The sequence below is a fragment of the Thalassolituus sp. UBA3500 genome, assembly GCF_002377545.1.
In the GTDB taxonomy this organism is placed as follows: Bacteria; Pseudomonadota; Gammaproteobacteria; order Pseudomonadales; family Oceanobacteraceae; genus Thalassolituus.
In genome coordinates this window covers 51451-73709 of the sequence record NZ_DFQB01000059.1, presented here as the reverse complement: position 1 = coordinate 73709, position 22259 = coordinate 51451, and the positions used below count along the sequence as shown (strand labels likewise).

The following is a 22259-nucleotide window of genomic DNA, read 5'->3' as shown; positions in this document are numbered from 1 at the left end:
GGTATGTCTACTCATGTCGCTATCCCGTGACACACTGCAACTCCTGTTACTGACGCAAACTCAGAACGACGCAGAGCAACTCGTCAGCCTGATGCGGAATTCCGGTTTCAGTACGCGTGCGCGGACAGTGATCACACATGAGCAGTTTGAGGAAGCCCTGAAGTCTGCACAATGGGACGTTGTAGTTGCCGACCCGGACCTTGAGAACATTCAGTTCACTGAACTGCTCAGCCAGATTCATCGCCTGAACTATGACATCCCACTGATTCTGATCCCAGCGAACTCAAGCAACGCTCTTCTCGAAAGCGCGTTGACGAAGGGTGCCAGTGCTGTCGTTGCTTTCGATGAAAGCAATATCCTTATGCAGACGATCCGCCGCGAAGTCGAGCATTTGCGCAGCCGCCAGGAAGTTCGCCTGTTAAAGGTTAAGCTGCGTGACGCCGAGAAGCGCTCTCGTATGTTATTGGAAAGCTCTCGTGATCCGATCGCTTATATCCATGACGGTATGCATGTTCATGCCAATTCAGCCTACCTTGAGATGTTCGGTTACGAATCGGTCGACGATCTCGAAGGTATGCCCATCATGGACATGATCGCGTCTGACAGTCAGGCGAGCTTTAAAGATTTTCTGAAGCAATACCGGACTGGCATTCCTGATAGCTTTGAGCTCGAAACAACCGGTGTCCTGCCCGATGGTGAGCAGTTCCCGATGACGATGAGCTTCAGTGATGCGACATACAGTGATGAACCCTGTAATCAGATTCAGATCAGTCGACGCGATACAGAAAGTGAGTTAGCGGCGGAGCTGACCGAGCTGCGACACCGTGACGCGGTCACTCAATTGCATAACAAAGAATATTTCCTGGAAAGGCTGACCCGGGCCGTCGACCACGCGGTACTGGAAAAGCAGTTCAGCACGCTGGTATATGCAGAAATTAATGGCTTTGATGCCATCCGACGGGATGTTGGTATTGAAGCCAGCGATACCGTGATCCGGGAAATCAGTCAGTGCCTGAGCAGTATCGCGCACGAATACGATGTGACGGCGCGAATTTCAGATGACACCTTTATCTGGATGATGCCTGGCGGTGACCCAGCAAAGGCCCGCCAGCAGGCTCAGAAGCTGATCAGCACAGTCAATAACCTCCTCGTCGATCTCGAGCAGCGCACTGTTCAGCCGACCTTGAGTCTTGGTATCACACTTATCACGGATGCCAGCCCTGCACCAGCTGAGATTCTGCAACAGGCACACCTTGCCTGTGATGCCGCCGCCGAAGAGAACAAGCAGGTCAGCAGCAGTGCCCACCTGTTTATGCCAGAAGACAAGTCCGAAGAGCGCCAGACCCGCTCGATGGAAAAACAGATAACTACCGCGCTGTCGCGAAATCAGTTACGTCTTCTCTTTCAGCCTCTGATCAGCATGCGCGGTGATGAGGCAGAGCATTATGAAGTACTGCTGCGCCTGGCCGGAGCGGATGCTTCTGACCCTCAGGCTGGCGCCTTCATAAACAGTGCCGAGGTCAGCGACACCCTCAAACGTAAACTGGACCGCTGGGTCATCCTGCATGCCACCAAGCTTCTGTCAGAACGTCAGAAACAGGGCAAAGATACCAAGCTGTTCATCAATATTACGGGAGCATCTCTGCGTGATGAAAAGCTACCCGCCTGGGTTCAGGTTGCGCTGAAAGCTGCCGGGCTCAATCACAACGCCATCATTTTCCAGTTTTCAGAAGAGGACGCCGTCCGCCACGCTGCACCGGCAAAACGATTCTGTTATCTGGTGCGGGCACTTGGCATCAGTACTGCCGTCAGTCGGTTCGGCTGCGAGCTTGAACCGATGCGCCTGCTGCAACAGGTCGATATTGATTATGTAAAAGTCGATGGCTCTTACATCCGCGAAATAGGTGGCGATAACGCAAGTGGCAATAAGGCGTTAAAAGATCTGCTTGGGGATGTGCACGACGCCGGAAAAATCAGCATTGCGCCATTTATCGAAAGCTCATCCACCGTTGCCAATATCTGGCACTACAGCGTTCACTTTATTCAGGGATATTACGTGCAGCCGCCAAAGGCGGATATGACGTATGACTTCTCAGAGGAATAATGGCGAGCTTCTGCTCAGGCAGAAGCTCAATAACCAGTGACTAACCGCTGACTGAAACAGAACAGCGGTTACACTTAATGAATATCGCGGTCGTGATAACCAAGCAGATAGAGCAGCCCATCCAACCCCAGTGTTGAGATCGCATGTTTGGCGTTTTCGCGCACCAGAGGTTTAGCACGAAACGCGATGCCAAGACCGGCAACCGATAGCATCGGCAAGTCATTGGCACCGTCACCTACGGCGATGGTCTGTTCGAGACGAATGCCCTCACGTTCGGCCAGTTCACGCAGTAACTCGGCTTTGCGCTGACCATCGACAACACGCCCGGTCACACGTCCAGTCACTACATTACCTTCCATCTCCAACTCATTGGCATAGACGTAATCAATGCCCAACTGAGACTGAAGATAACGCCCGAAATAGGTAAAACCACCAGACAATATCGCCGTCTTATAACCCAACGCCTTCAAGTTGCGAATAAGGCGCTCTGCGCCTTCCGTTACTGGCAGGCGCTCAGCAATACCTTGGAGTACATCACCACTCAAGCCCTTCAACAGCGCAACTCGCTGCTCGAAGCTCTGGGTAAAATCGAGTTCACCCTGCATCGCCCGCTCGGTAATCTCGGCCACCTGCTCCCCCACGCCTGCAGCGTGAGCAAGTTCGTCGATCACCTCGGTTTCAATGAGAGTGGAGTCCATATCGAAACACACCAGACGACGCGTTCGACGATAAACATCGTCTTCCTGAAACGCGATATCGACGTTCAGATCGTTGGCTGCTTCAAGAAACTGCGCCCGCATGGCTGTCTGATCTGCTTCACCGCGCACCGAAAACTCAACACAGGCTCGTGTTGTTTCGCTTTGCTTATCAAGCGGAACGCGCCCCGAAAGACGACTGATCTGATCAATATTCAGGTTGTGCTCGGCAGCAATGGAGGTCACGCGCGCGATGGCGTCGGCCTGAATAGTACGCGCCAGCAGCGTGATAATATGACGGGGTTTTCCCTGACCGGCGACCCAGTGCTCATAACTTTCGGGCGTCACCGGAGTGAACGACACCGACAGCCCCATTTCATGAATTCTGAAGAGTACGTCTTTCAGAACCGGTGCCGCTTCCGCCGTCGACGGAATGGCAGCCAGTATCCCCAATGATAGCGAATCGTGGATTTCGGCCTGGCCAATATCCAGTACTGTCACTTCATATTGTGCAAGGATACTACTGATGGTCGCAGTAACACCGGGCTTATCAGCACCGGTGATACGGATGAGCACTAATTCCGTCACGGAGGTCTCGCTTAATCTGAAGATCAGAGTTTGTCGGTGTCTGACTTAGCTGCGGCAACAACGGCGCGCAGTTCTTCGATCAGTTCAACGGTCTCGTGTACAGACAGAGCACGCACACGGTCAACACTCATCAGAAACAGACCTTTCTCAAGTTGTGCCAGTTTGTCCTGCAGAGACTGTTTCACATCACTCATGGTCATTCCTCATCTAAACTATATCTAAACTGTAATTTACAAGCTGTCTTCCATCACAGAAGCCGTGTTCGGTGCTGGCGTTGCGACAAGCGCGGCATATAATACCATTAAAGTTATGGAAATTTAGAATTATCAGGACTGCCAATGCCTAATCTCCGCACATTCAGCGAAACTCTCAATACCAGCCAGCGCGCTGGTCTACTGGCAGCGGTCATGGTTCTGATTGCAGGCATCATATTGAGCGCGCTGGCTTACTCCGAAGTCCGCAGCTACGCTCGCCAGCAAATCGCCTCTGAGAATACGCGTCAGTTACAACACCTGGGGGCGCTTCTGACGCCAGCCCTCGTGCGCGATGACCGCATTACCCTGAATCTGACCCTCAGCGAGTGGGACGCAGGCAGCGCGATGCCGGCTATTCGGGTGCTTGATCGTGATGGTAAACCGGTCGCAAGTGCAGGCCGGATCAATGCTGAACTGACGATGATGCCCGTCGAAATCCGTCAGGACGGTACTCTTTATGGCTCATTAGAGGGCTATACAACAGACACACCTGCGCAAACCGCCGCGACACGCGTTGCCTCACAAAGTCTTCTGGTAACAGCAGCCCTCAGCCTGATTGCAGGTCTCACGGGCTGGTTGCTCAGCGAAAAATACGCCCGCTACGTGCGCCAGTTACGCACGAAACTGAGCGGCTGGCGTGACGGTGAAGAGCTGACACTACCGATGGGGCCGGGTGATCCTGACTTACTGTCACTCCACTCAGTTCTTGGCGATATTTCTAAGCGCGAACAGCAGCGCCGTGCAGTTGAAGTCGCTCTCGGCCAGTTCATGGGCAATGAAGACACGCCCTTCCCTGACCCGATGAAGTATTACGACTGTGCCATGCTCTTTATTGAGATTCAGGACCTCGAGCTACTGCAACAGCGACTCAGCGCCGAAGAGCTGACTTCGACACTCAACCAGTACCATCGCCTGCTTTCTCAAGCCGCGAAGCTCTACAACGGTAAAGTGGACCGCTACTTGGGCGACGGTGTCGTTATGCTGTTTGGCGTCCCCGGCCGCGACCGTAATGCGGCCATGCATTGTCTTTATGCGGCACGGTTGTTCACCAGTCTGGTGAATCATCTGCATGAGACAAACTCTGGCGTTCTGCCACTTGAGTTCAATGTGGCTGCACATTGGGGCCCGGTCCTTATGGCACCGTTGCAGGATGGTGTTTCAACACAATACAGTCTGATCGGCGATGCCGTGCACTGGGCCTATCACCTCGCGGCCCAAAGCGAAGAGCGCAGAATCATTGCCAGCCAGACATTAATAGAAATGTTAGAAGATGGTCACGATATCATCTGGAACGAAGGCCCTAATATTCGGGACCTGCACGGTGGGGTTCAGTCCACTTACTGGCTTAACCAGCTGCCAGAGAAGACTGAGTCGCTGATACAACGCCAGATGAAACACATCACCAGCATGACCGAGAGCGCCTGAGCCCTGTAAGCCCGGCGCCTCAACGTTTTCGCATCCTCTCCTGCAATTCTGACATGCGTTGCAGGACGCCAGTCCCTTCCAGGTATGCATTCCCTGGATACCAGAGATCCGCCAGCATCAGCACCGCTTCCAGTGTGCTGACACCACTTTCGTGCTGACTGGTGCGTAAATAAGCAGAGGGGGTTTGAGGTGACAATGACACCCGAGGTAAGTTAAGTAGCCACGGGTTCATTAATGTCAGGCGGCGTACTTTGCGCCAGGTCCCATCAAGCACCAGAACATGACTGACGCGATCGCGCCCAATCTCAGGCCCAACAACGTCCACAGAATCATCCGCCGGATACAGCAGCGCGACAGTCTCGACGGGGGCACCTGAAAAAATATCGTTATAGGCGAACTGATCCCCCACCAGCCTGCGACACCCGTCAATCGTACGCTCCAGCAAAGGCGCGGTTGACAGCGGATGGCGGGATTCATCCGGGTCCTGCCAGATGGTGAGGTTAAAAGGCAGCGTGTAATGCACCAGATGACTGCACAGGCAGACACTTTCTGGTCGCCCACATCCGTCGCACTCGGCTCTGCTCATACTAACCTCCCCTGCAAATCAGGTTTTCCGAATCAGGCACGCTCAAGTAAGGGCTGCAGGAAGTGACCTGTATGCGAATGCTCCATCGCCCCGATATCTTCGGGCGTACCTTCGCCAATGATCAGGCCACCTTTCGATCCACCTTCGGGGCCCAGATCAACGATCCAGTCAGCGGTTTTAATGACGTCCAGGTTATGCTCAATTACCACCACGGTATTGCCATGATCGCGCAGGCGATGCAGAACAACTAACAACTGTTCGATATCGTGGAAGTGCAGACCCGTTGTCGGCTCATCGAGGATATAAAGGGTTTTTCCGGTATCCCGCTTCGACAGCTCTTTCGCTAACTTAATGCGCTGCGCCTCACCACCCGATAACGTGGTAGCCGCCTGGCCAAGACGAATATAACTCAGGCCTACGTCCATCAACGTCTGTAGCTTGCGAGCGACCGCAGGAATTGCATCAAAAAATTCACGCGCATCTTCGACCGTCATATCCAGTACTTCATGGATGTTTTTGCCCTTGTAGCGAATATCCAGCGTTTCCCGGTTGTACCGCTTCCCTTTACAGACATCACAAGGAACATAAATATCCGCCAGAAAGTGCATCTCAACCTTGATAACACCGTCACCCTGACAAGCTTCGCAGCGTCCGCCTTTCACATTAAACGAGAAGCGTCCGGCTTTATAACCGCGCGAACGAGCCTCCTGTGTGCCAGCAAAAATTTCACGTACCGGAGTAAATATCCCAGTGTAAGTTGCCGGATTCGATCGCGGTGTCCGACCGATAGGAGACTGATCAATATCGACGACTTTATCGAGCTGATTCAGACCGGTAATGCTCTTATGCTCAGACGGTTTGAGTGTTGTCGCACCATTTAATGCGGTCGCCGCCAATGGGTACAGGGTACGGTTTATCAGCGTTGACTTACCTGAACCAGACACGCCGGTAATACAGGTCATTAATCCGAGAGGGATAGTCAGATCAACACTGTTCAGGTTGTTACCGTTCGCCCCTTTTAAGGTCATGACTTTTTTCTTGTCGTACGGCGTACGTTTTTCAGGCAAAGCAATTGCGCGTTTGCCGCTGAGGTATTCACCCGTCACTGAGTTTTTATTTTTCATTACCTGAGCAGGTGTACCCTGTGCAATCACCTCACCACCATGTACCCCAGCGCCGGGGCCAATATCGATCAGGTGATCAGCACTGCGGATAGCGTCTTCGTCGTGCTCTACGACGAGTACGGTGTTTCCAAGATCACGAAGGTGGAACAGGGTTTTAAGCAGGCGGTCATTGTCTCGCTGATGAAGACCAATAGAAGGTTCATCAAGAATATACATCACCCCAACAAGGCCAGCACCAATCTGCGACGCCAGACGAATCCGCTGAGCTTCACCGCCAGAAAGTGTGTCCGAACTGCGATTCAGTGTCAGGTATTCGAGACCGACATTCACCAGAAACTGCAAACGATCGCGGATTTCTTTCAGAATTTTTTCAGCAATTTCGCCTTTGTGGCCATCCATCTGAAATTCTGAAAAATAATTGTGAGCATCTTCCACTGGCATGCTGGTGCAGGCATGAATGGTTTTATCACCAACAAAGACGTTCCGGGCTTCGCGACGCAGACGCGAGCCATCACAGGCAGGGCATGGCTGAATGCTAAGATACTTGGATAGCTCCTCAAGCACCATCTGAGAGTCAGTTTCGCGGTAACGACGTTCAAGGTTTGGCAATACCCCTTCAAAAGGGTGTGATTTACTGACGCGATCGCCGCGGGAGTTCACGTAAATAAATTCGATTTTGTCATCACCAGAACCACGCAGTATTGCGTCTCTGTGCTCCGGTTTCAGATCGGCAAGAGCCGTATCAATATCAAAGCCGTAATGATCCGCCACTGAGCACAGCATCTGATAATAATAAACGCTACGACGATCCCAGCCGCGGATCGCGCCTTCACCCACACTCAGTGAGTCATCATGCACAACGCGGTCGGGATCGAAATATTGTTTAACACCAAGACCGTCGCACGTCTGGCAAGCACCCGCTGGGTTGTTAAACGAAAACAGGCGAGGTTCTAATTCAGAGAGGCTGTAGCCGCAGTGCGGGCATGAAAACTGAGAAGAGAACATCATAGGTTCTTTCTCTGGCGCGTCCATATCGGCGACCAGCACCAGTCCACCGCTCAATTCAAGACAGGTCTCTATGGATTCAGACAGACGCTGTTCAATACCTTCTTTCACCTTAAAGCGATCAACAACCACTTCAATTGTGTGCTTCTTACGTTTATCCAGGTCCGGTGTATCGTCCAGATCACACACGGTTCCATCGACGCGCACACGGATAAAGCCCTGCGCACGCAGACTTTCAAACACATGCAGATGTTCGCCTTTGCGATCCCGGATAACAGGGCCGAGAATCATGCACTTACTGTCGGTGGGCAACAGCATAATTTCGTCGACCATCTGACTGACAGTCTGAGCTTCCAGCGGTACATCATGATCCGGGCAGCGTGGCGTACCAACGCGGGCGAACAACAAACGCAGATAGTCGTATATTTCGGTCACGGTACCGACGGTAGAGCGCGGGTTGTGAGAGGTCGATTTCTGCTCAATAGAAATGGCAGGTGACAAACCTTCAATCAGATCGACGTCGGGCTTTTCCATCATCGACAGGAACTGACGGGCATAGGTTGAAAGTGACTCAACGTAGCGTCGCTGCCCTTCCGCGTACAGAGTGTCGAACGCCAGAGAGGATTTCCCCGAGCCACTGAGGCCCGTGATTACCACGAGCTTATCCCGAGGAATATCAATATCAACGTTTTTGAGGTTGTGTGTACGTGCGCCGCGAACGAGAATTTTATCCATGTGGAGCTTTCACTACCTGAGTCAAAACCCCCATTGTAAAGCAAGGCGAAGACGGGTTCAGCCGCTTTTACTGTGAATCATCCGGTTGCTTCGGCTTCTTCCTTGTCATGCAGTTCATGCATGTTTTCTTTTGCCCAGTTCACGGCCTGAATACGGTTCGTCACGCCGATTTTCCGGAACAGGTTGTAGACGTGGGTTTTAACGGTGTGCATGCTGACGTTGAGTTCTTCCGCCACCTCAGCATTCGTGGCCCCGGTCGCGGTAAGCCGTAGTATCTGCTTTTCACGGCGAGTAAGAATTCCGGCAAATCCGGTAGCATTTTTGGGGCGTTCACGGGTTCTTTCCAGAAACGCAGCCATCAGGTGGCGTGGCAGCCACATCTCACCCAGGAAAAGGCTTTCAATGCCCCGGCATAGCTGGCTGTGAGGCGTCCCGGTATAGATAATACCATTCACTTTAGGCCAGCTTATCAACTGTTCGGAGGGATGTTTCTTCGCAACGTTAAACACGGCGATAGCGACATCGGCTTGCAGGTCATGCAGACGATCCACCAGCTCACGGATACGCTCAGGAGCAGCGCTCCCCGAGTCGATCAAAGCAATCATCCGGTCTGCTTCGAATTCCCATTCTGCCCGCCAATGGCGAACATCTATCAGCTGACACTCAATACCTGTGTTCTGATGAACATTGCCGATCAGTATCGAGTTCTCAAGGTTTGTCTGACCAAAAAGAAGTATTCTTCGTTCGATGGCAGGTGATCTCTGGTCCATAAAGTCTCTCCATGTACTTTCGCCCAAGCTAGTCGCTTCCGTCTTGGTATATCCCTTATACCCTTTTTGCAGTGTACCGCAATCAGACCAAGATGGTAGTGGGATTTGGCGTCATCAAGACTACCCCTCCAACGCCGACAATCTGGTAGACTAGCCGGCCTGATTAACAGTTATCGATTGGCCGCACAGTGACCCCAGATAAAACCGAACAACGCGCCGTGATCTCTCTCGCCTCGCTATACGCTCTTCGTATGCTGGGACTGTTCATGGTTCTCCCTGTCATGATGCTCGAAGGTGAACAGCTCGAAGGCGCAACACCCCAGTTGCTGGGGCTGGCAATGGGCGTTTATGGCCTGACCCAGGCGCTACTTCAGATTCCTGCAGGCGCGCTCTCTGATCGCATTGGCCGCAAGCCAGTGATCATCGGTGGCTTACTGATCTTTGCTCTCGGCAGTGTTATCGCCGCAACCTCAGACAGTGTCTGGGGAGTGATCATAGGGCGGGCACTGCAAGGTGGTGGTGCCATTGCCAGTGCAATTATGGCGCTGGTCACTGATCTGACCCGCGAAGAGCACCGGATGAAAGCCATGGCTTCCATCGGTGCGAGCATTGGCCTGTCATTCTCTGTCGCACTGATCCTTGGTCCCTGGCTGGCTTCTTTCGGTGGCCTGCACCTGATTTTTGCCGTCACCGCAGTGCTGGCCATAGGAGGCGTACTGGTCACGCTGTGGGTCATCCCGGCACCACCTGCGAAACAACACAGGGACGCCAGTGCCGCTCTGCCTGTGATCGTCGAACAGCTCAAAAACCGCCGCATGTGGCCTCTGAATCTGGGCATTTTTCTTCTTCATGCCCTCATGGTCGCTATTTTCGTCGCCATTCCCGCACAGCTGGTAGAGGCTGGCCTCACCGCAAATCACCATAGCTGGCTGTACCTGCCAGTGCTACTCGTCGCTTTCGTATTAATGGTGCCACTGATCATCATTGCCGAAAAACGCCAACGCATGAAAAGCGTTGTCATTACCGGAGCGCTGATTATCGCTGCTGCTCTTCTGATGATGGGCGCCGCCTCAGCACTCTGGCACTGGATTATATTGCTACTATTGTACTTCTGGGGCTTCAACCTGATGGAAGCCAGCTTACCGTCATGGCTCAGCAAAATTGCGCCCGCTGGAGCCAAGGGCAGCGCTATGGGGATCTACTCCAGCATGCAGTTCCTTGGGGCATTTTTTGGCGGCTCCTTAGGGGGTTGGATTCTCAGCCAGTACGGTGCTGCAATTCTGTTTGTCGGACTGGGGGCATTGGTGGTACTTTGGGCGCTGTTAATGTCTCAGACCAATGCTCCGCGTCATCTGATCAGTGTCCGCCTGCCGGGCCATCGCCACCTCGATAATTCAGCCCTGGCATCACTTCAAGCTTTGCCTGGCGTTGCTGAAGCACTTTATCTTCCGGCAGAAGACGCGGTATATCTGAAAGTCAGTGCGGATGAATTCAGCCGCGAAGACGCACTGACCTTGATCGAATCTACAGGAGAAAAACATGGCTCGCAGTGTTAATAAAGTCACTCTCATCGGCACCCTGGGTCGCGACCCGGAAGTGCGCTACCTTCCGAATGGCAACGCCGTAGCCAACCTGTCTCTGGCAACAGATGAAAGTTACAACGACAAAGCAACGGGTCAGAAGGTCGAGCAGACTGAATGGCACCGCCTGACAGTTTATGGCCGTCTCGCTGAGATCTGCCAGCAATACCTGAAAAAAGGTTCACGCGCGTACTTCGAAGGTAAGCTGCGCACCCGTGAATGGGAAAAGGACGGCGTTAAACGTTACACCACAGAAATCATCACCAATGAAATGATGATGCTGGACTCACGTGGTGACGGCATGAACTCCGGCACAGGGCAGATGCCAGGCAACATGAGCGGTGGTATGAGCGGCGGCATGGGCGGTTACCAGCAACCACCGCAGCAAGCGCCTCAACAACCGCGCCAGGCTCCACAGCAGCCGGCACAACAGCCAGGCGGTTACCAGCAGGCACCACAGCGTCCTCCGCAACCAGCACAGCAACCTGCTCAAGGCGGTTATGGCAACCAGGGTGGATACCAGCAGCCACCACAGCAAGCGCCTCAGCAGCCGGCTCCTCAGCCGAGCAACAGCTTTGACGATTTTGACGATGACATCCCATTCTAAGGGAACTGAAAACGGGGCTTCGGCCCCGTTTTTTGTATCCGGCACCATAAAATTAAAAGACACCTGTCTGACAAAACGTCAAATTCGACGTTAGCGGTATGTCTCTGAGGCCAAGTTTAATGCTGCATTAAGACTCTATAATGCTGCGCATTCACTACAGACTAATGGGCATAATAGGCCAAACAAAGTCCGACTCAGGTATTCAATTAAGGAAGCCTCAGATGTTAACGAAAGAGATCAAGAACCCTACTCCACCAGTAATTCAGTACATTCGTATTGCCCTGAAGAACCCGGCGAAGCCGAAGCAGGAACTGGTCTGTGAAGAACGTGCACGTTTCTCCCGTAAAAACGTCAAGATCGATCCTTCCAAGCTGGAGGAGTATCGCCGCCAGTGTGGCTTCGAAAAAAGTAAGTACCTGCCGTTCACTTTTCCTTTTCTACTGACCTTCCCACTGCAAAGTGCGTTGTTTTTGTCGGATGCCTACCCTTACCCGGTCATGGGGTTGGTGCATATCCGTAATATCATCACTCAACACAAACAGATTCCTGTTGATGCAACCCTGGATACCGATTGCACCCTGATAGGCCCTGAGAAGGTTCATAACGGTGATCTCTTCACTTTCTACACTCGCATGTATATGGGTGATGAACTCGTCTGGGAGTGCCGTAGCGTGCTCCTCAAGCGCGGTAAAAAGAACCCGGATATGGAAAAAGCGCCAACACTGGATGTGCTTGAGAATCCTGAACGCATCGTCGACTGGGAAGTGCCGGCTCTGACAGGCGTTAAGTACGCGCTTCTCGGGCGTGATATCAACCCAATCCACTTACTTCCGTTCACGGCCAGAGCCTTCGGCTTCAAACGTCCGATTGCTCACGGTATGTGGGCAAAAGCACGAGCAATGGCATCTATCGAATCGCACATGAAAGGCCGCCCTGCAGAAGTAACCGTAGACTTTAAGCTGCCTATCTTTCTGCCCGGTAAAGCTACGCTCGGCTTTAATGTCCGTAACGACGGCGTAGATTTCGGCTTAACCGACCCAGAGGATGGCAAGCCATTCCTCGCGGGGCAGGTGAAATACATCTGAGCCCAGGCGCACAGAGCAGACATAAAAAAACCGGCCAGTGGCCGGTTTTTTTGTTTTCGGTGATGGGGCTTATGCCATACCGAACAGCACCTCTGCATTCAGGCCGTGCTTTTCAAATACTTCGCGCAGACGCTTCAGCGCTTCAACCTGAATCTGGCGCACGCGTTCACGGGTCAGACCGATTTCGCGCCCCACATCTTCAAGCGTGCTTGGCTCATAGCCACGAAGACCGAAGCGACGAGAGAGTACTTCGCGCTGCTTTTCTGGCAGCTCTTCAATCCAGGTAGACAGATTGCTCTGTATATCATCGTTTTGTAGCTCGGTGCCGGGATCTTCCATACGCTCATCAGCGATGGTATCGAGAATCGACTTGTCAGAATTCGGCCCCAGCGGCGTGTCCACAGAGGTGACACGTTCATTGAGCTTCAGCATGCGCTTAACGTCAGCGACAGGCTTATCGAGCAGTTCAGCAATGTCTTCTGCGGTTGGCTCGTGATCGAGCTTCTGGGCCAGCTCACGGGCCGCTCGCAGATAAACGTTCAATTCTTTGACCACATGAATCGGCAGACGAATCGTGCGGGTCTGGTTCATGATCGCACGTTCGATGGTCTGGCGAATCCACCAGGTCGCATAGGTTGAGAAGCGGAAGCCACGTTCTGGATCAAACTTCTCGACGGCGCGGATCAGACCGAGGTTACCTTCTTCGATCAGATCAAGAAGAGAAAGACCGCGATTCACGTAACGACGTGAGATCTTAACCACCAGGCGGAGGTTACTTTCGATCATGCGTCGGCGGCCCATCTCGTCGCCCTTACGAGCCAGGCGAGCGTAGTGCACTTCCTCTTCGGCAGACAACAGCGGAGAGAAACCAATCTCATTGAGATACATCTGAGTGGCATCAAGAGTTTTCCCGGATGTGTCCGCAGCAAACCTTTCCTGGCCGCTTTCTTCAGCAGAATCGTCAGCAGATGCTGTTTCTACGTCATCGAACACTTCTTCTTCACTAATATCGCGTTGTTGTACTGCCATGTTTAGTCCCACCTTTGGGTTGGTCATCCTGAACCTGAACCGAAACAGGTTTTGTGCCAGAACGACTGTTTACTTTTTATCCACCCCCTCTGCGCTTTGGCAGATACTTCAGTGGATTGACCGGCTTGCCGTTTTCCCGGATCTCAAAGTGAAGTTTCACTTTGTCGGTACCAGTAGATCCTTTTTCGGCAATTTTTCCGCCCGCTTTAATTTCTTGGCCTTCGCTGACGGTGATGCGGCTAGCGTGGGCATAAGCACTTAAGAACTTTTCATTGTGCCGGATGATGACAAGGTTGCCGTATCCCCGGAGTCCGGTGCCTGCGTAAACCACTGTCCCCGCCGCTGCTGCCAAAATAGATTCCCCCATCGACCCGGCAAGATCAATCCCCTTGTTGACGGGCTTCCTGGTCGAAAATTGACCAATTATTTTGCCATCCGAGGGCCATAACCAGTCCGAAACCGGCCCGGTCGGCACAGGTTTTGGCGATATCTGACCATTTTTAGGTTTGCTAACTTTTGCTGGTGCTACGGGTGTCGGTGAATTTGACGGGTTTCTGACACTCACACGTGGGGCACTGGCGGCTTCTGCAGCGGTATAGTCGATGTCAATTTTCTGTCCAGGGTAAATCGTATGCGGGGTAGAAATGGAGTTAGCGTTCGCCAACTCGCGATAGTCCAATCCATAGCGCCATGCAATGGAATACAAAGTCTCTCCTTCACGAACAAGATGAAAACCTGACGCTGTTTTGTCTCTGCCGAATTTTTGATCAACCGAGACGAAGCCACCGCCAGATGTACAAGCAGTAACTATCGTTAAGGTCATGACTAATATGACAAGCCGGGCAGTTTTCATAGGTTCTGACAAGTTTACGACTTTTTGACACCCGATAGTGACGACTTTCCGCCCATGTAACGGTTTGCAACCTTTGCAACTCAGGTGAATAAAAAACGTATTTTATAATTCCAAAGTATTCTAAAAAATAGAGGGATTTTTTTATCCGTAGCCACTATATACAGGATTTCAAACCTGTTTTTCAAAGAAAAGAAGTGACTTAACAGTCGTTCATTTTAATTTTCCGCAGAATTATTACTTCCGAAGCGTTCAAGCCCAATAACAAGAATGGCCCCTGCGAACATCAAAATAACCGAAGCCACTAAGGTTTCATCAAATACCGGAAGTGCCATCTGCTGCACGAAAGGAATCTCTTCACCTTTACTGTTGATCCGCGTCGACAGGGTTTCTTTCCATGGCCAGACCTTTACTAATGATCCGACCATAAAACCCGTCAGAAGTGCGAGCACTACGGACGCATAGTGGTGTAGAAGCCAACTCAACAAACGGGAAAAAAGGAGTAATCCAAGGCCAGCGCCTGCGGCAAAGGTCAGCAGCACCGGCAAATCAAACCCCTTAATAGCGGCAATAACCGGTGTATAAAGCCCCATTAGCAGCAGGATAAAGCTGCCGGATATTCCGGGGAGAATCATGGCGCAGATCGCGATACTGCCAGCGGCAAAGACAATTGGCAGCGTGACTGCAGTTTCGGTCGGCGAGGCAAGGCTGATGAAGGCTGCGACAACCGCTCCCAACAGCAGCATACCGATTTCCTTTACCCGCCACTGAGGAATGGTGCGGCCGATGTGAATGCAGGAGGCGATGATTAATCCGAAGAAAAATGACCACAACATAACCGGATGCGTCATTAACAAGTGATGTATCACCTTTGCCAGGCTAATGATGGCAGTCAGAATGCCCGTACCTAACGCCAGCAGAAAGGTTCCATCAATATGAGCCCAGGCAGACTTGAAACCCTCGGCTCTGAGTTTCTTTAAGGCCTCCAGGTTCACGCTGGAAATAGCATCCAGTAATCGGGTATAGATGCCGGTGATAAATGCGATAGTGCCTCCCGAAACGCCAGGAACAACATCCGCCGCCCCCATTGCCATACCCTTAAGAAATATTTTCAGATGCTCCATCATGTCTCCGTTGCTGCGCAGCGCCTGCGCGAGTTTCGTTAATGTAGATCAGGTTGCCGATCGTGTTACAGATAAAGAAAAGGACGCCGTAGCGCCCTCTTGTTAATTCTGAACTCCGGGAAGGAAAGGCACGAAACGCACCGTTTCCAGAGTTTTTCGTGCGAAGTGATCACCACGCCGGGTGATCAGTACCAGCTTCTGTTCTTTACCACCCACCGGAATCACCATACGTCCGCCATCTGCAAGTTGTGCGAGTAAGGACTCAGGCACTTCCTCCGGCGCAGCCGCCGCAAGAATTCCATCGTAAGGCCCGTGCTCTGGCCACCCCCATGTGCCATCAGAAAGGGTAAGTTGGACATTGTCGTAGCCAAGGCTTTGCAGGCGTTCAACGGCTCGATTATGCAGAGGCTCAATGCGTTCAACACTGTATAAAGTACGAACAAGTGGGCTGAGTACGGCTGTCTGGTAACCCGAGCCAGTGCCAATCTCCAGTACCCGTTCAAGCGGCCCGTTCGCCAACAGAGTCTCTGTCATTCGCGCTACCGTATAAGGCTGGCTGATCGTCTGACCATTGCCTATGGGCAGAGCGGTATCTTCATAAGCACGGTGTGCTAAAGCTTCGTCAACGAAAAGGTGTCTTGGGGTTGTCGCAATGACATTCAGTACTTCTTCATTGCGAATGCCCGCTTCCTGTAAACGCTGCACCAGGCGATTGCGGGTGCGTTGCGAGGTCATTCCTATGCCAGATAAGTAATGTTCGTTCACCTTGCGTCCTGCACTCTCACTTCTCAAAATGTTCCGACATCGGAACTAACATGCTATGTAGCGTCATATCGATCTGAATTGGGGTGACAGACACCCTCCCATTCTCAATCGCATGAAAATCCGTGCCCGGCCCGGCATCAGCAACATCACCAGCGGCCGAGATCCAGAACAACTCTTTACCACGCGGGTTCGTTGTCTTCACCGGATTATCCGCTTTGTTGCGGTGCCCCAGGCGAGTCACCTCAACGCCGGTAATCTCTTCGTATGGGATGTCCGGAACATTGATATTGATCACTGCATTGCGCGGTAAGGCCAGCGATTCAAGCTGAGGCAGCAGGTCTATCAGTACCCGCCCCGCTGTCTCAAAGTGCGTCTTACCACATAAGGAAACAGCAATGGGGGTGCACTTCAGGAACCGTCCTTCAGTCGCTGCAGCAACCGTACCGCTGTAAAGCACGTCATCGCCCAGATTTGCGCCACTATTAATACCTGCGATGACCCGCTCACAGCGATCAGCATGAAATTCATTCAGCGCCAGGTGAACAGCATCCGTTGGCGTTCCATCAACGCTGTGAAAACCGTTTTCGTGATGTATCACTTGCAATGGACGATCGAGAGTCAGTGAATTACTGGCACCACTGCGGTCACGGTCGGGCGCGCTGACTCGAATATCGTAGCCCGCCGACGACAGCGTCTTCGCCAGCATCTTTAAGCCGGGCGCATGAACACCATCATCATTGGAAAGCAGCAGAGTCATCAGGGTACATACCTTTCTGGTTCGGTTGTTTCTATGCATTCACGTATTAACGATGTCGCATAATAACCGGCAGGCAGTGAAAATGTGAGTAGTAAATGCGACTCTTCTGGCCAGCTCCAGGTCATATTACCGGGCATTGCTGCCAACGCGCGGCGATCCTGATTAAGACCAGAGAATTCAAGGCCTTCACAAAGCTCAGGATGTTGTTCAGCGATCTCTGATTCGAGCGCCAATGCGTCATCTGTGGTGGTCAGGCGACCACGCCCCCACATAGGTCCTGTTGCGACACCTTCATCGGTCAGAATATCGCCCTTAAGGCTTTGCCCCCATAGCCCTGAGCGGATTCTTGCCGCCAGGACTTCATTGAACAGGAAGGATCTTACGGAAGACAGATAGATACCCTTCTTCTTTTTATTGCGCACACGAATTTCACGCTTCAGCATCGCCATGCCGTTGGCCACGTTGTCCCCTGCCTGTCCAAAACGCTGAGGGCCAAAATAGTTCGGGACGCCGTGCTGCTTAACCAAAGTCAGATTTCGCTCTATCGCAGCGCGATCTCCCTTAACTTCCCTGAGCAGGATTTCAAAGCGGTTACCCAGCAAATCACCGGGGCGCAGTTTCTTTATATGTCGGGCCTGACTCAGGACGCGGAATTCAGGATGCTCAAGGGCCGTAAAATCTGGTGCTTCTGTTTTAGGCATCCACACAGTGAACCACTGACGGGTTTGCGCGTAACGGTCTTTCAGGCCAGCATAACCAACGTCCAGCTCACGAACACCGGCAAACTCAGCGATCTGCGCAGCGACGAATTGTGTATTCGCTCCGTCTTTTGCGACATCCAGCCAGACATGTTCACCTTCGCCGGACGGCAGCCCAAGAGGTATCTCAGTAACCACAAAATCACTATTCTCTTGCTTTAATACGGCTGTCGCTCCTGTCGCCTCGTAGGCCGACGCCCACTCGGGCAGCACTGAATAATCCTGCATTACTGCGACTCACTGTTGAGCAGAAGAGCCACCGCATGAACGGCAATGCCCTCTTTTCGACCAACATAACCGAGCTTTTCAGTTGTGGTGGCCTTCACATTAACGTCGTCAGTTCTCACCTGAAGATCTGCAGCGATCACTGCTCGCATATCCGCAATATGGGGAGCCATTTTGGGAGCCTGTGCGATGATGGTGATATCGACATTGCCAACGCGATACCCCTTATCGGCCACCAGCGAAACGACGTGACGCAGCAGCATACAGCTGTCTGCCCCCTTCCACTGTTCATCGGTATCCGGGAAATGTTGACCGATATCGCCCAGAGCTGCAGCCCCCAATAAAGCATCGGCCAGCGCGTGCAATGCCACATCACCATCAGAATGCGCTTTGAGACCATGCGAGTGAGGAATTTTCATTCCTCCCAGTGTAATAAAATCGCCTTCATCAAAAGCGTGTACGTCAAAACCGTGTCCGATGCGCATGACCTGTTCCTGAATTAAATACGAATTAATGTTGCGATAGAAAGAGTTCTGCCAACGCCAGATCTTCCGGTCTGGTCACTTTAATGTTGTCAGCCCGACCTGCTATCAGGCGCGGATGCCCACCCGCGTGCTCAATTGCAGATGCTTCATCCGTTACCTCAAAGCCGTCTGCCAACGCCCCTTCGAGCGCGGCCCTCAACTCGCCCAGACGAAATACTTGCGGTGTGAGTGCATGCCAGAGCTGATCACGCTCTACGGTATGATCAATGGCGACTGAACCATCTGCCTGAAGAATCCCCCGTTTCATCGTATCGCGAGTGGGCGAGGCCAGAATCGCACCGCTGTCACCCAAACCAGAGAACAATTGTTCGAGGTCACTATGGCGCAAACATGGACGAGCAATGTCATGCACGGCTACCCAGTCTGATTCTAAAGCAACGTTTTCGAGCGCGCGCAAACCATTAAGAACAGAATGACACCGTTCGCTACCGCCTTTAGCGCGAATAACATCGGGATGACTGGCGAACTGACTGTCGGGCCAATACGGGTCTTCCTCAGAAAGTACGATCACCGCCTTTGCAATGGCGGGATAAGACAGCACACATTCCAGAGTATGATCGAGAAGAAAACGGCCTTTTAATGGAAGGTACTGTTTGGGCCGGTCGGCCTGCATGCGGCTGCCTACACCAGCAGCCGGGAGCACTGCCCAGATAGAATCGCTCATGAATCGGGTTCTGCAAATAAGATAAAGGTCTCGCCATCTTTAACCAGCCCCAGTTCCTCGCGGGCAGTCTCTTCCAGCAAGGCATCGCCGGTGCGTAGATCCATCACCTGATTCAATAAGGCATGATTCTCAGCCGACTGCTTATCGTTGGATGTCTGCAACTGATCTATCTGGCGCTCAAGCGCGCGATTAGCAATCACGCCGCTATCATCGAACCACAGGCGGTACTGCAGCACGATCAGCAGAAAAATGCCTACCGCAGTCCAGAAATGTGTAGCTCGGAATGCCATGTACAAGGTGCTCCAGGTCGGAGAAGACCAGACGTTAAGAATGGCCACATAGTAAACCAGCGGGGCAGCTTGACCAAACCGAACAATAAAAAAAGCGGGCCTGAGCCCGCTCTCCATCGAAACACAGTTAACCTGTACTCAATCAAATCACTCCACGCCTGATCCGCGCTTATCATTTAGCAGCAGCGCATCCAGTCCGGAACTATCACCAATCGCGATCGCAGTTTTCACGTCACCGGCCGCAAATGGCAATGAATCAAGACCTGAAATAGCGGGGCTGGTGGTATCATCGGCGGCGATGTCTACCGTATAGGTGGCTGGTGACAGAGCGACGTACCCAGTGTCCTGACCTTGTTCAACATCCGCAAACGTTGGTGATTGCGGTTGAGTCATACCGTTTTCATAGACAAAAATATCCACAGGGTCGGCAGCGGTTGCAGAGGAGGCATGAACCAGACGAACGTAACCATTCGAGGCATCTTCCGCTGCACGGGTATCGGTAAGTACTATCAGCTGCGCATCCGTTACTGCTCCGGAGTCTCCCGATGCGATGACTGTGTAAGACTCACCGCGCTCCAGAGTCAGATCTCCGCTCAGGTTCGCCAAAGCATTACCAAGCCCCTGATCATCTGCAGCAATAGCAACACTGACCGTACCCGGATCGAGCACCGTATATCCATTTACTGATTGGTAAGTAAACCCATCAATGAATAACTCGCCATTAGCGAAAACATCAACATCAATGTCGTCAACGGCATGAACGACCCGCAGCTCTGCGCTATTGTCCAACACCGTGGTTGCACCAGAGTCAGACCAAGCAATTAAGGACACAGGTGAACGGCCTTTGATGCTGTTAACAGCTACAAGCGCGATATCCCCTGCGACATTAAGCTCTCCAGATGCGTAAACCAGCTCTTCGGATTCATCTCCACCAATGAAGACCTCGTAATCTCCTGCCGCGACGGCTTCAAGCGTTGCGTTCGCTTCGAACGGTACCCCATCCAAGGCCGGAGTATCCGCACTAGCATCCGGATCGTCTCCCGGTGCAGTCACAAAAATATCGACATCATCAGCAACCGTCGCGGCGTGGACGACGGTTACGTCAGCATCCCCGTCTGTGTATGTTGCGGTGTCATCGATAACCTTGAGATCAAGCTCGGCCACATCATTGATGGCGATTACTGAGTAGTAACCGTTATCCATGAGATCAACCTCTGTACTGAACGCTACGGTTTCAGTGCCAGCGACCAGAATTTCTACTGTTGTCAGGCCATCCTCAATCTCAAGGTAGCCGGTACCCTGCTGAAAACTGACGTCGCGCAGGACAACATCGCCATTGAGCGCAACATCCACGTCGGGAGCATCCGCCGATGCATGTAAAACCCGAAGGTAGGCCTGATCATCGTTACTGTCATCGCCACCACAGGCGGCCAGCGCGGCCGCAATTGTGGTCAGTGCCAGAGGCTTAATGTAATTCATAGTCTCTCCTGATTAGGTTAGCTTGCCATATACAAGGTATATACAATATATGTACACACAAATTAACAAAGATAGCCCCAGAGTGCCTGAACTGACAATTGATTACATTTCTGGAAAGAAATTCGACAAAGTGGTACTTATCGAGCCAGCAGCCCAGAGAAGACCTCTAGAGACAGGTATGCGACCCGAGTTAGGGGGAGGATCAGCAGAAAAACTAAAGCAGATAGCAGAGGCCATCTGCATCAGAAAACAGGATTAGTGAGAGGAGACCCTCTCTCCATTGTAGTATCGGGAGTGAGCATCCCGGGCGTCGCTTCTGACCTCACCTAAGACTTCATAAACGACTTCGAAGGTATTGAGATCGACACCTTCGACTTCTTGGATCGTACTGTCAGGGAGATAGAAAATACGAAGGTCATCACGATAGTATCCATCGTCGATTCTTCGGAAGCTTGAAGTATCTGCAGTAGTATCTATTATTTCAGTACGCTCATAAAACCGGTAGTTATCATGCGCCAACCAGCTATTCAGCGGCGTGAATGACTGAGCATCTGCGCCCTCTACAAGCTCACCTGCGTGATAAATATTATCTCCGCAACGAGCCCAATACTTTTCAATATCTTCAAAAAACTCGAGATGACTTAAACTACACCCACGTAACACCGTGTTCCCGTAGATGACCGTTTCACCGCTAGCGACATAGTCGCGACTCCAGCCAAGATCATTCAAAGCCTCAAGAGGCCCGCCTTGCAGTCCCTCAACCATACGACCTCGATAATAAACGTGTTGGTTATCCCAGGCGTGATCACGGAAGACGTAACCCAGATCGCCCTTGAACATGTCAAACGACTCAGCGTCAGCTTCAGCTATGGGTTTGGCATTGAAATAGGCCGTATTATTGGCAACTGAATATCCGCTGTTCTGAATCCCTCTGACAAGATTGTAGGCATACCGAATCATGCCAGCATTCAAAACGGTAAATATGCACAAAAATCCCAGCAGAAAATACTTGGGGTCAGTGCCCCAGTAGCTTTTATCAGAAATGCTTAGCCAAAGTAGAAGCCAAGCGGGATACGACATAAACACCAAAAGCTGAATAATCCAGCTCAGACTGTTTGAGGCACCAGGGCCGCCCATCCCCATGACAGAAGCAAACCATGTCATGGGCCAGAACATCAGCGCAAAGGTAACCAGGATATTCCCTAGCAGCCCCAT

General features: G+C 52.1%; 21 protein-coding genes. 5 read left to right on the top strand and 16 right to left on the bottom strand.

Going from position 1 to position 22259, the window contains the following annotated elements:
- Positions 1–13 precede the first annotated feature (13 nt).
- Positions 14–2104 (top strand): EAL domain-containing response regulator, encoded by a 2091-nt coding sequence (locus tag B2R29_RS14780; RefSeq protein WP_301181764.1) that lies wholly within the window; start codon positions 14–16, stop codon positions 2102–2104.
- A gap of 74 nt (positions 2105–2178) precedes the next feature.
- Here the strand turns inward: B2R29_RS14780 and serB are convergent, their stop codons facing one another.
- Entirely contained in the window at positions 2179–3387 is a 1209-nt protein-coding gene (gene serB / locus B2R29_RS14775) for a phosphoserine phosphatase SerB (RefSeq protein ID WP_068437275.1), read from the bottom strand.
- A gap of 23 nt (positions 3388–3410) precedes the next feature.
- The gene (locus B2R29_RS14770; RefSeq protein ID WP_175607907.1) at positions 3411–3581 is read right to left on the bottom strand and encodes a hypothetical protein; all 171 of its coding nucleotides are present in this window, start codon (positions 3579–3581) and stop codon (positions 3411–3413) included.
- A 144-nt stretch (positions 3582–3725) separates the two neighbouring features.
- On the opposite strand from B2R29_RS14770, the gene B2R29_RS14765 reads away from it, so the two are divergent.
- Positions 3726–5066: an adenylate/guanylate cyclase domain-containing protein gene (locus B2R29_RS14765; protein WP_301181763.1), complete on the top strand. Its 1341-nt coding sequence runs from the start codon at positions 3726–3728 to the stop codon at positions 5064–5066.
- A gap of 19 nt (positions 5067–5085) precedes the next feature.
- Here B2R29_RS14765 and B2R29_RS14760 read toward each other — a convergent pair whose 3' ends face one another.
- The 3 genes from B2R29_RS14760 to B2R29_RS14750 all read right to left on the bottom strand — a co-directional run bounded on the left by B2R29_RS14760 (position 5086) and on the right by B2R29_RS14750 (position 9286).
- On the bottom strand, positions 5086–5652 hold the full coding sequence (locus B2R29_RS14760; RefSeq protein ID WP_301181762.1) for a tRNA-uridine aminocarboxypropyltransferase: 567 nt from the start codon (positions 5650–5652) through the stop codon (positions 5086–5088).
- Between the two features lie 32 nt (positions 5653–5684).
- Positions 5685–8516 carry an excinuclease ABC subunit UvrA gene (gene uvrA / locus B2R29_RS14755; RefSeq protein ID WP_301181761.1) on the bottom strand — a complete coding sequence of 944 codons (2832 nt, stop codon included), beginning with the start codon at positions 8514–8516 and terminating at the stop codon, positions 5685–5687.
- Positions 8517–8593: 77 nt separating this feature from the next.
- Positions 8594–9286: a LuxR C-terminal-related transcriptional regulator gene (locus B2R29_RS14750; protein WP_301181760.1), complete on the bottom strand. Its 693-nt coding sequence runs from the start codon at positions 9284–9286 to the stop codon at positions 8594–8596.
- 188 nt (positions 9287–9474) lie between these two features.
- Between B2R29_RS14750 and B2R29_RS14745 the strand changes: the two genes are divergently transcribed.
- From B2R29_RS14745 to B2R29_RS14735, 3 genes are all read left to right on the top strand, one after another.
- Positions 9475–10842 carry an MFS transporter gene (locus tag B2R29_RS14745; protein WP_301181759.1) on the top strand — a complete coding sequence of 456 codons (1368 nt, stop codon included), beginning with the start codon at positions 9475–9477 and terminating at the stop codon, positions 10840–10842.
- Positions 10826–11473 (top strand): single-stranded DNA-binding protein, encoded by a 648-nt coding sequence (gene ssb, locus B2R29_RS14740; RefSeq protein ID WP_301181758.1) that lies wholly within the window; start codon positions 10826–10828, stop codon positions 11471–11473. Before B2R29_RS14745 ends, ssb begins: the two co-directional genes overlap by 17 nt.
- Positions 11474–11694: 221 nt before the next feature.
- Positions 11695–12558 carry a MaoC/PaaZ C-terminal domain-containing protein gene (locus tag B2R29_RS14735; protein ID WP_301181757.1) on the top strand — a complete coding sequence of 288 codons (864 nt, stop codon included), beginning with the start codon at positions 11695–11697 and terminating at the stop codon, positions 12556–12558.
- Positions 12559–12627: 69 nt separating this feature from the next.
- On the opposite strand, the gene rpoS is transcribed toward B2R29_RS14735, so the two are convergent.
- The 11 genes from rpoS to B2R29_RS14680 form a co-directional block, all read right to left on the bottom strand.
- Positions 12628–13587 carry an RNA polymerase sigma factor RpoS gene (gene rpoS / locus B2R29_RS14730; RefSeq protein ID WP_301181756.1) on the bottom strand — a complete coding sequence of 320 codons (960 nt, stop codon included), beginning with the start codon at positions 13585–13587 and terminating at the stop codon, positions 12628–12630.
- 76 nt (positions 13588–13663) lie between these two features.
- Positions 13664–14440 (bottom strand): peptidoglycan DD-metalloendopeptidase family protein, encoded by a 777-nt coding sequence (locus tag B2R29_RS14725; protein WP_301181755.1) that lies wholly within the window; start codon positions 14438–14440, stop codon positions 13664–13666.
- Between the two features lie 215 nt (positions 14441–14655).
- Positions 14656–15564, bottom strand: coding sequence for a DUF368 domain-containing protein (locus B2R29_RS14720; RefSeq protein ID WP_301181754.1), 909 nt, complete (start codon positions 15562–15564; stop codon positions 14656–14658).
- Positions 15565–15663: 99 nt separating this feature from the next.
- Entirely contained in the window at positions 15664–16296 is a 633-nt protein-coding gene (locus B2R29_RS14715) for a protein-L-isoaspartate(D-aspartate) O-methyltransferase (protein WP_301181884.1), read from the bottom strand.
- A 46-nt stretch (positions 16297–16342) separates the two neighbouring features.
- A complete protein-coding gene (gene surE / locus B2R29_RS14710) occupies positions 16343–17086 on the bottom strand; it encodes a 5'/3'-nucleotidase SurE (RefSeq protein WP_301181883.1) in 744 nt (247 codons plus the stop codon).
- Positions 17083–18069, bottom strand: a complete 987-nt coding sequence (gene truD / locus B2R29_RS14705) for a tRNA pseudouridine(13) synthase TruD (RefSeq protein WP_301181753.1) — start codon at positions 18067–18069, stop codon at positions 17083–17085. Before truD ends, surE begins: the two co-directional genes overlap by 4 nt.
- Positions 18069–18551: a 2-C-methyl-D-erythritol 2,4-cyclodiphosphate synthase gene (gene ispF, locus B2R29_RS14700; RefSeq protein ID WP_301181752.1), complete on the bottom strand. Its 483-nt coding sequence runs from the start codon at positions 18549–18551 to the stop codon at positions 18069–18071. Before ispF ends, truD begins: the two co-directional genes overlap by 1 nt.
- A 25-nt stretch (positions 18552–18576) precedes the next feature.
- The gene (gene ispD, locus B2R29_RS14695; protein ID WP_301181751.1) at positions 18577–19275 is read right to left on the bottom strand and encodes a 2-C-methyl-D-erythritol 4-phosphate cytidylyltransferase; all 699 of its coding nucleotides are present in this window, start codon (positions 19273–19275) and stop codon (positions 18577–18579) included.
- Positions 19272–19565 (bottom strand): FtsB family cell division protein, encoded by a 294-nt coding sequence (locus B2R29_RS14690; RefSeq protein ID WP_301181750.1) that lies wholly within the window; start codon positions 19563–19565, stop codon positions 19272–19274. Before B2R29_RS14690 ends, ispD begins: the two co-directional genes overlap by 4 nt.
- 147 nt (positions 19566–19712) lie before the next feature.
- Positions 19713–21044 carry a DUF4397 domain-containing protein gene (locus B2R29_RS14685; RefSeq protein WP_301181749.1) on the bottom strand — a complete coding sequence of 444 codons (1332 nt, stop codon included), beginning with the start codon at positions 21042–21044 and terminating at the stop codon, positions 19713–19715.
- 255 nt (positions 21045–21299) lie between these two features.
- On the bottom strand, positions 21300–22259 hold the full coding sequence (locus B2R29_RS14680; RefSeq protein ID WP_301181748.1) for a DKNYY domain-containing protein: 960 nt from the start codon (positions 22257–22259) through the stop codon (positions 21300–21302).

Excerpts from the sequence above, each read along its gene's own strand:
- truD (WP_301181753.1), bottom strand. The coding sequence starts at position 18,069 with ATGCAGGATTATTCAGTGCTGCCCGAGTGGGCGTCGGCCTACGAGGCG.
- B2R29_RS14780 (WP_301181764.1), top strand. The coding sequence starts at position 14 with ATGTCGCTATCCCGTGACACACTGCAACTCCTGTTACTGACGCAAACT.
- B2R29_RS14765 (WP_301181763.1), top strand. The coding sequence starts at position 3,726 with ATGCCTAATCTCCGCACATTCAGCGAAACTCTCAATACCAGCCAGCGC.
- B2R29_RS14680 (WP_301181748.1), bottom strand. The coding sequence starts at position 22,259 with ATGGGGCTGCTAGGGAATATCCTGGTTACCTTTGCGCTGATGTTCTGG.
- ssb (WP_301181758.1), top strand. The coding sequence starts at position 10,826 with ATGGCTCGCAGTGTTAATAAAGTCACTCTCATCGGCACCCTGGGTCGC.
- uvrA (WP_301181761.1), bottom strand. The coding sequence starts at position 8,516 with ATGGATAAAATTCTCGTTCGCGGCGCACGTACACACAACCTCAAAAAC.
- B2R29_RS14770 (WP_175607907.1), bottom strand. The coding sequence starts at position 3,581 with ATGAGTGATGTGAAACAGTCTCTGCAGGACAAACTGGCACAACTTGAG.
- B2R29_RS14735 (WP_301181757.1), top strand. The coding sequence starts at position 11,695 with ATGTTAACGAAAGAGATCAAGAACCCTACTCCACCAGTAATTCAGTAC.
- B2R29_RS14720 (WP_301181754.1), bottom strand. The coding sequence starts at position 15,564 with ATGATGGAGCATCTGAAAATATTTCTTAAGGGTATGGCAATGGGGGCG.
- B2R29_RS14750 (WP_301181760.1), bottom strand. The coding sequence starts at position 9,286 with ATGGACCAGAGATCACCTGCCATCGAACGAAGAATACTTCTTTTTGGT.
- ispF (WP_301181752.1), bottom strand. The coding sequence starts at position 18,551 with ATGCGCATCGGACACGGTTTTGACGTACACGCTTTTGATGAAGGCGAT.
- B2R29_RS14690 (WP_301181750.1), bottom strand. The coding sequence starts at position 19,565 with ATGGCATTCCGAGCTACACATTTCTGGACTGCGGTAGGCATTTTTCTG.
- B2R29_RS14760 (WP_301181762.1), bottom strand. The coding sequence starts at position 5,652 with ATGAGCAGAGCCGAGTGCGACGGATGTGGGCGACCAGAAAGTGTCTGC.
- ispD (WP_301181751.1), bottom strand. The coding sequence starts at position 19,275 with ATGAGCGATTCTATCTGGGCAGTGCTCCCGGCTGCTGGTGTAGGCAGC.
- rpoS (WP_301181756.1), bottom strand. The coding sequence starts at position 13,587 with ATGGCAGTACAACAACGCGATATTAGTGAAGAAGAAGTGTTCGATGAC.
- B2R29_RS14685 (WP_301181749.1), bottom strand. The coding sequence starts at position 21,044 with ATGAATTACATTAAGCCTCTGGCACTGACCACAATTGCGGCCGCGCTG.
- B2R29_RS14715 (WP_301181884.1), bottom strand. The coding sequence starts at position 16,296 with ATGACCTCGCAACGCACCCGCAATCGCCTGGTGCAGCGTTTACAGGAA.
- B2R29_RS14725 (WP_301181755.1), bottom strand. The coding sequence starts at position 14,440 with ATGAAAACTGCCCGGCTTGTCATATTAGTCATGACCTTAACGATAGTT.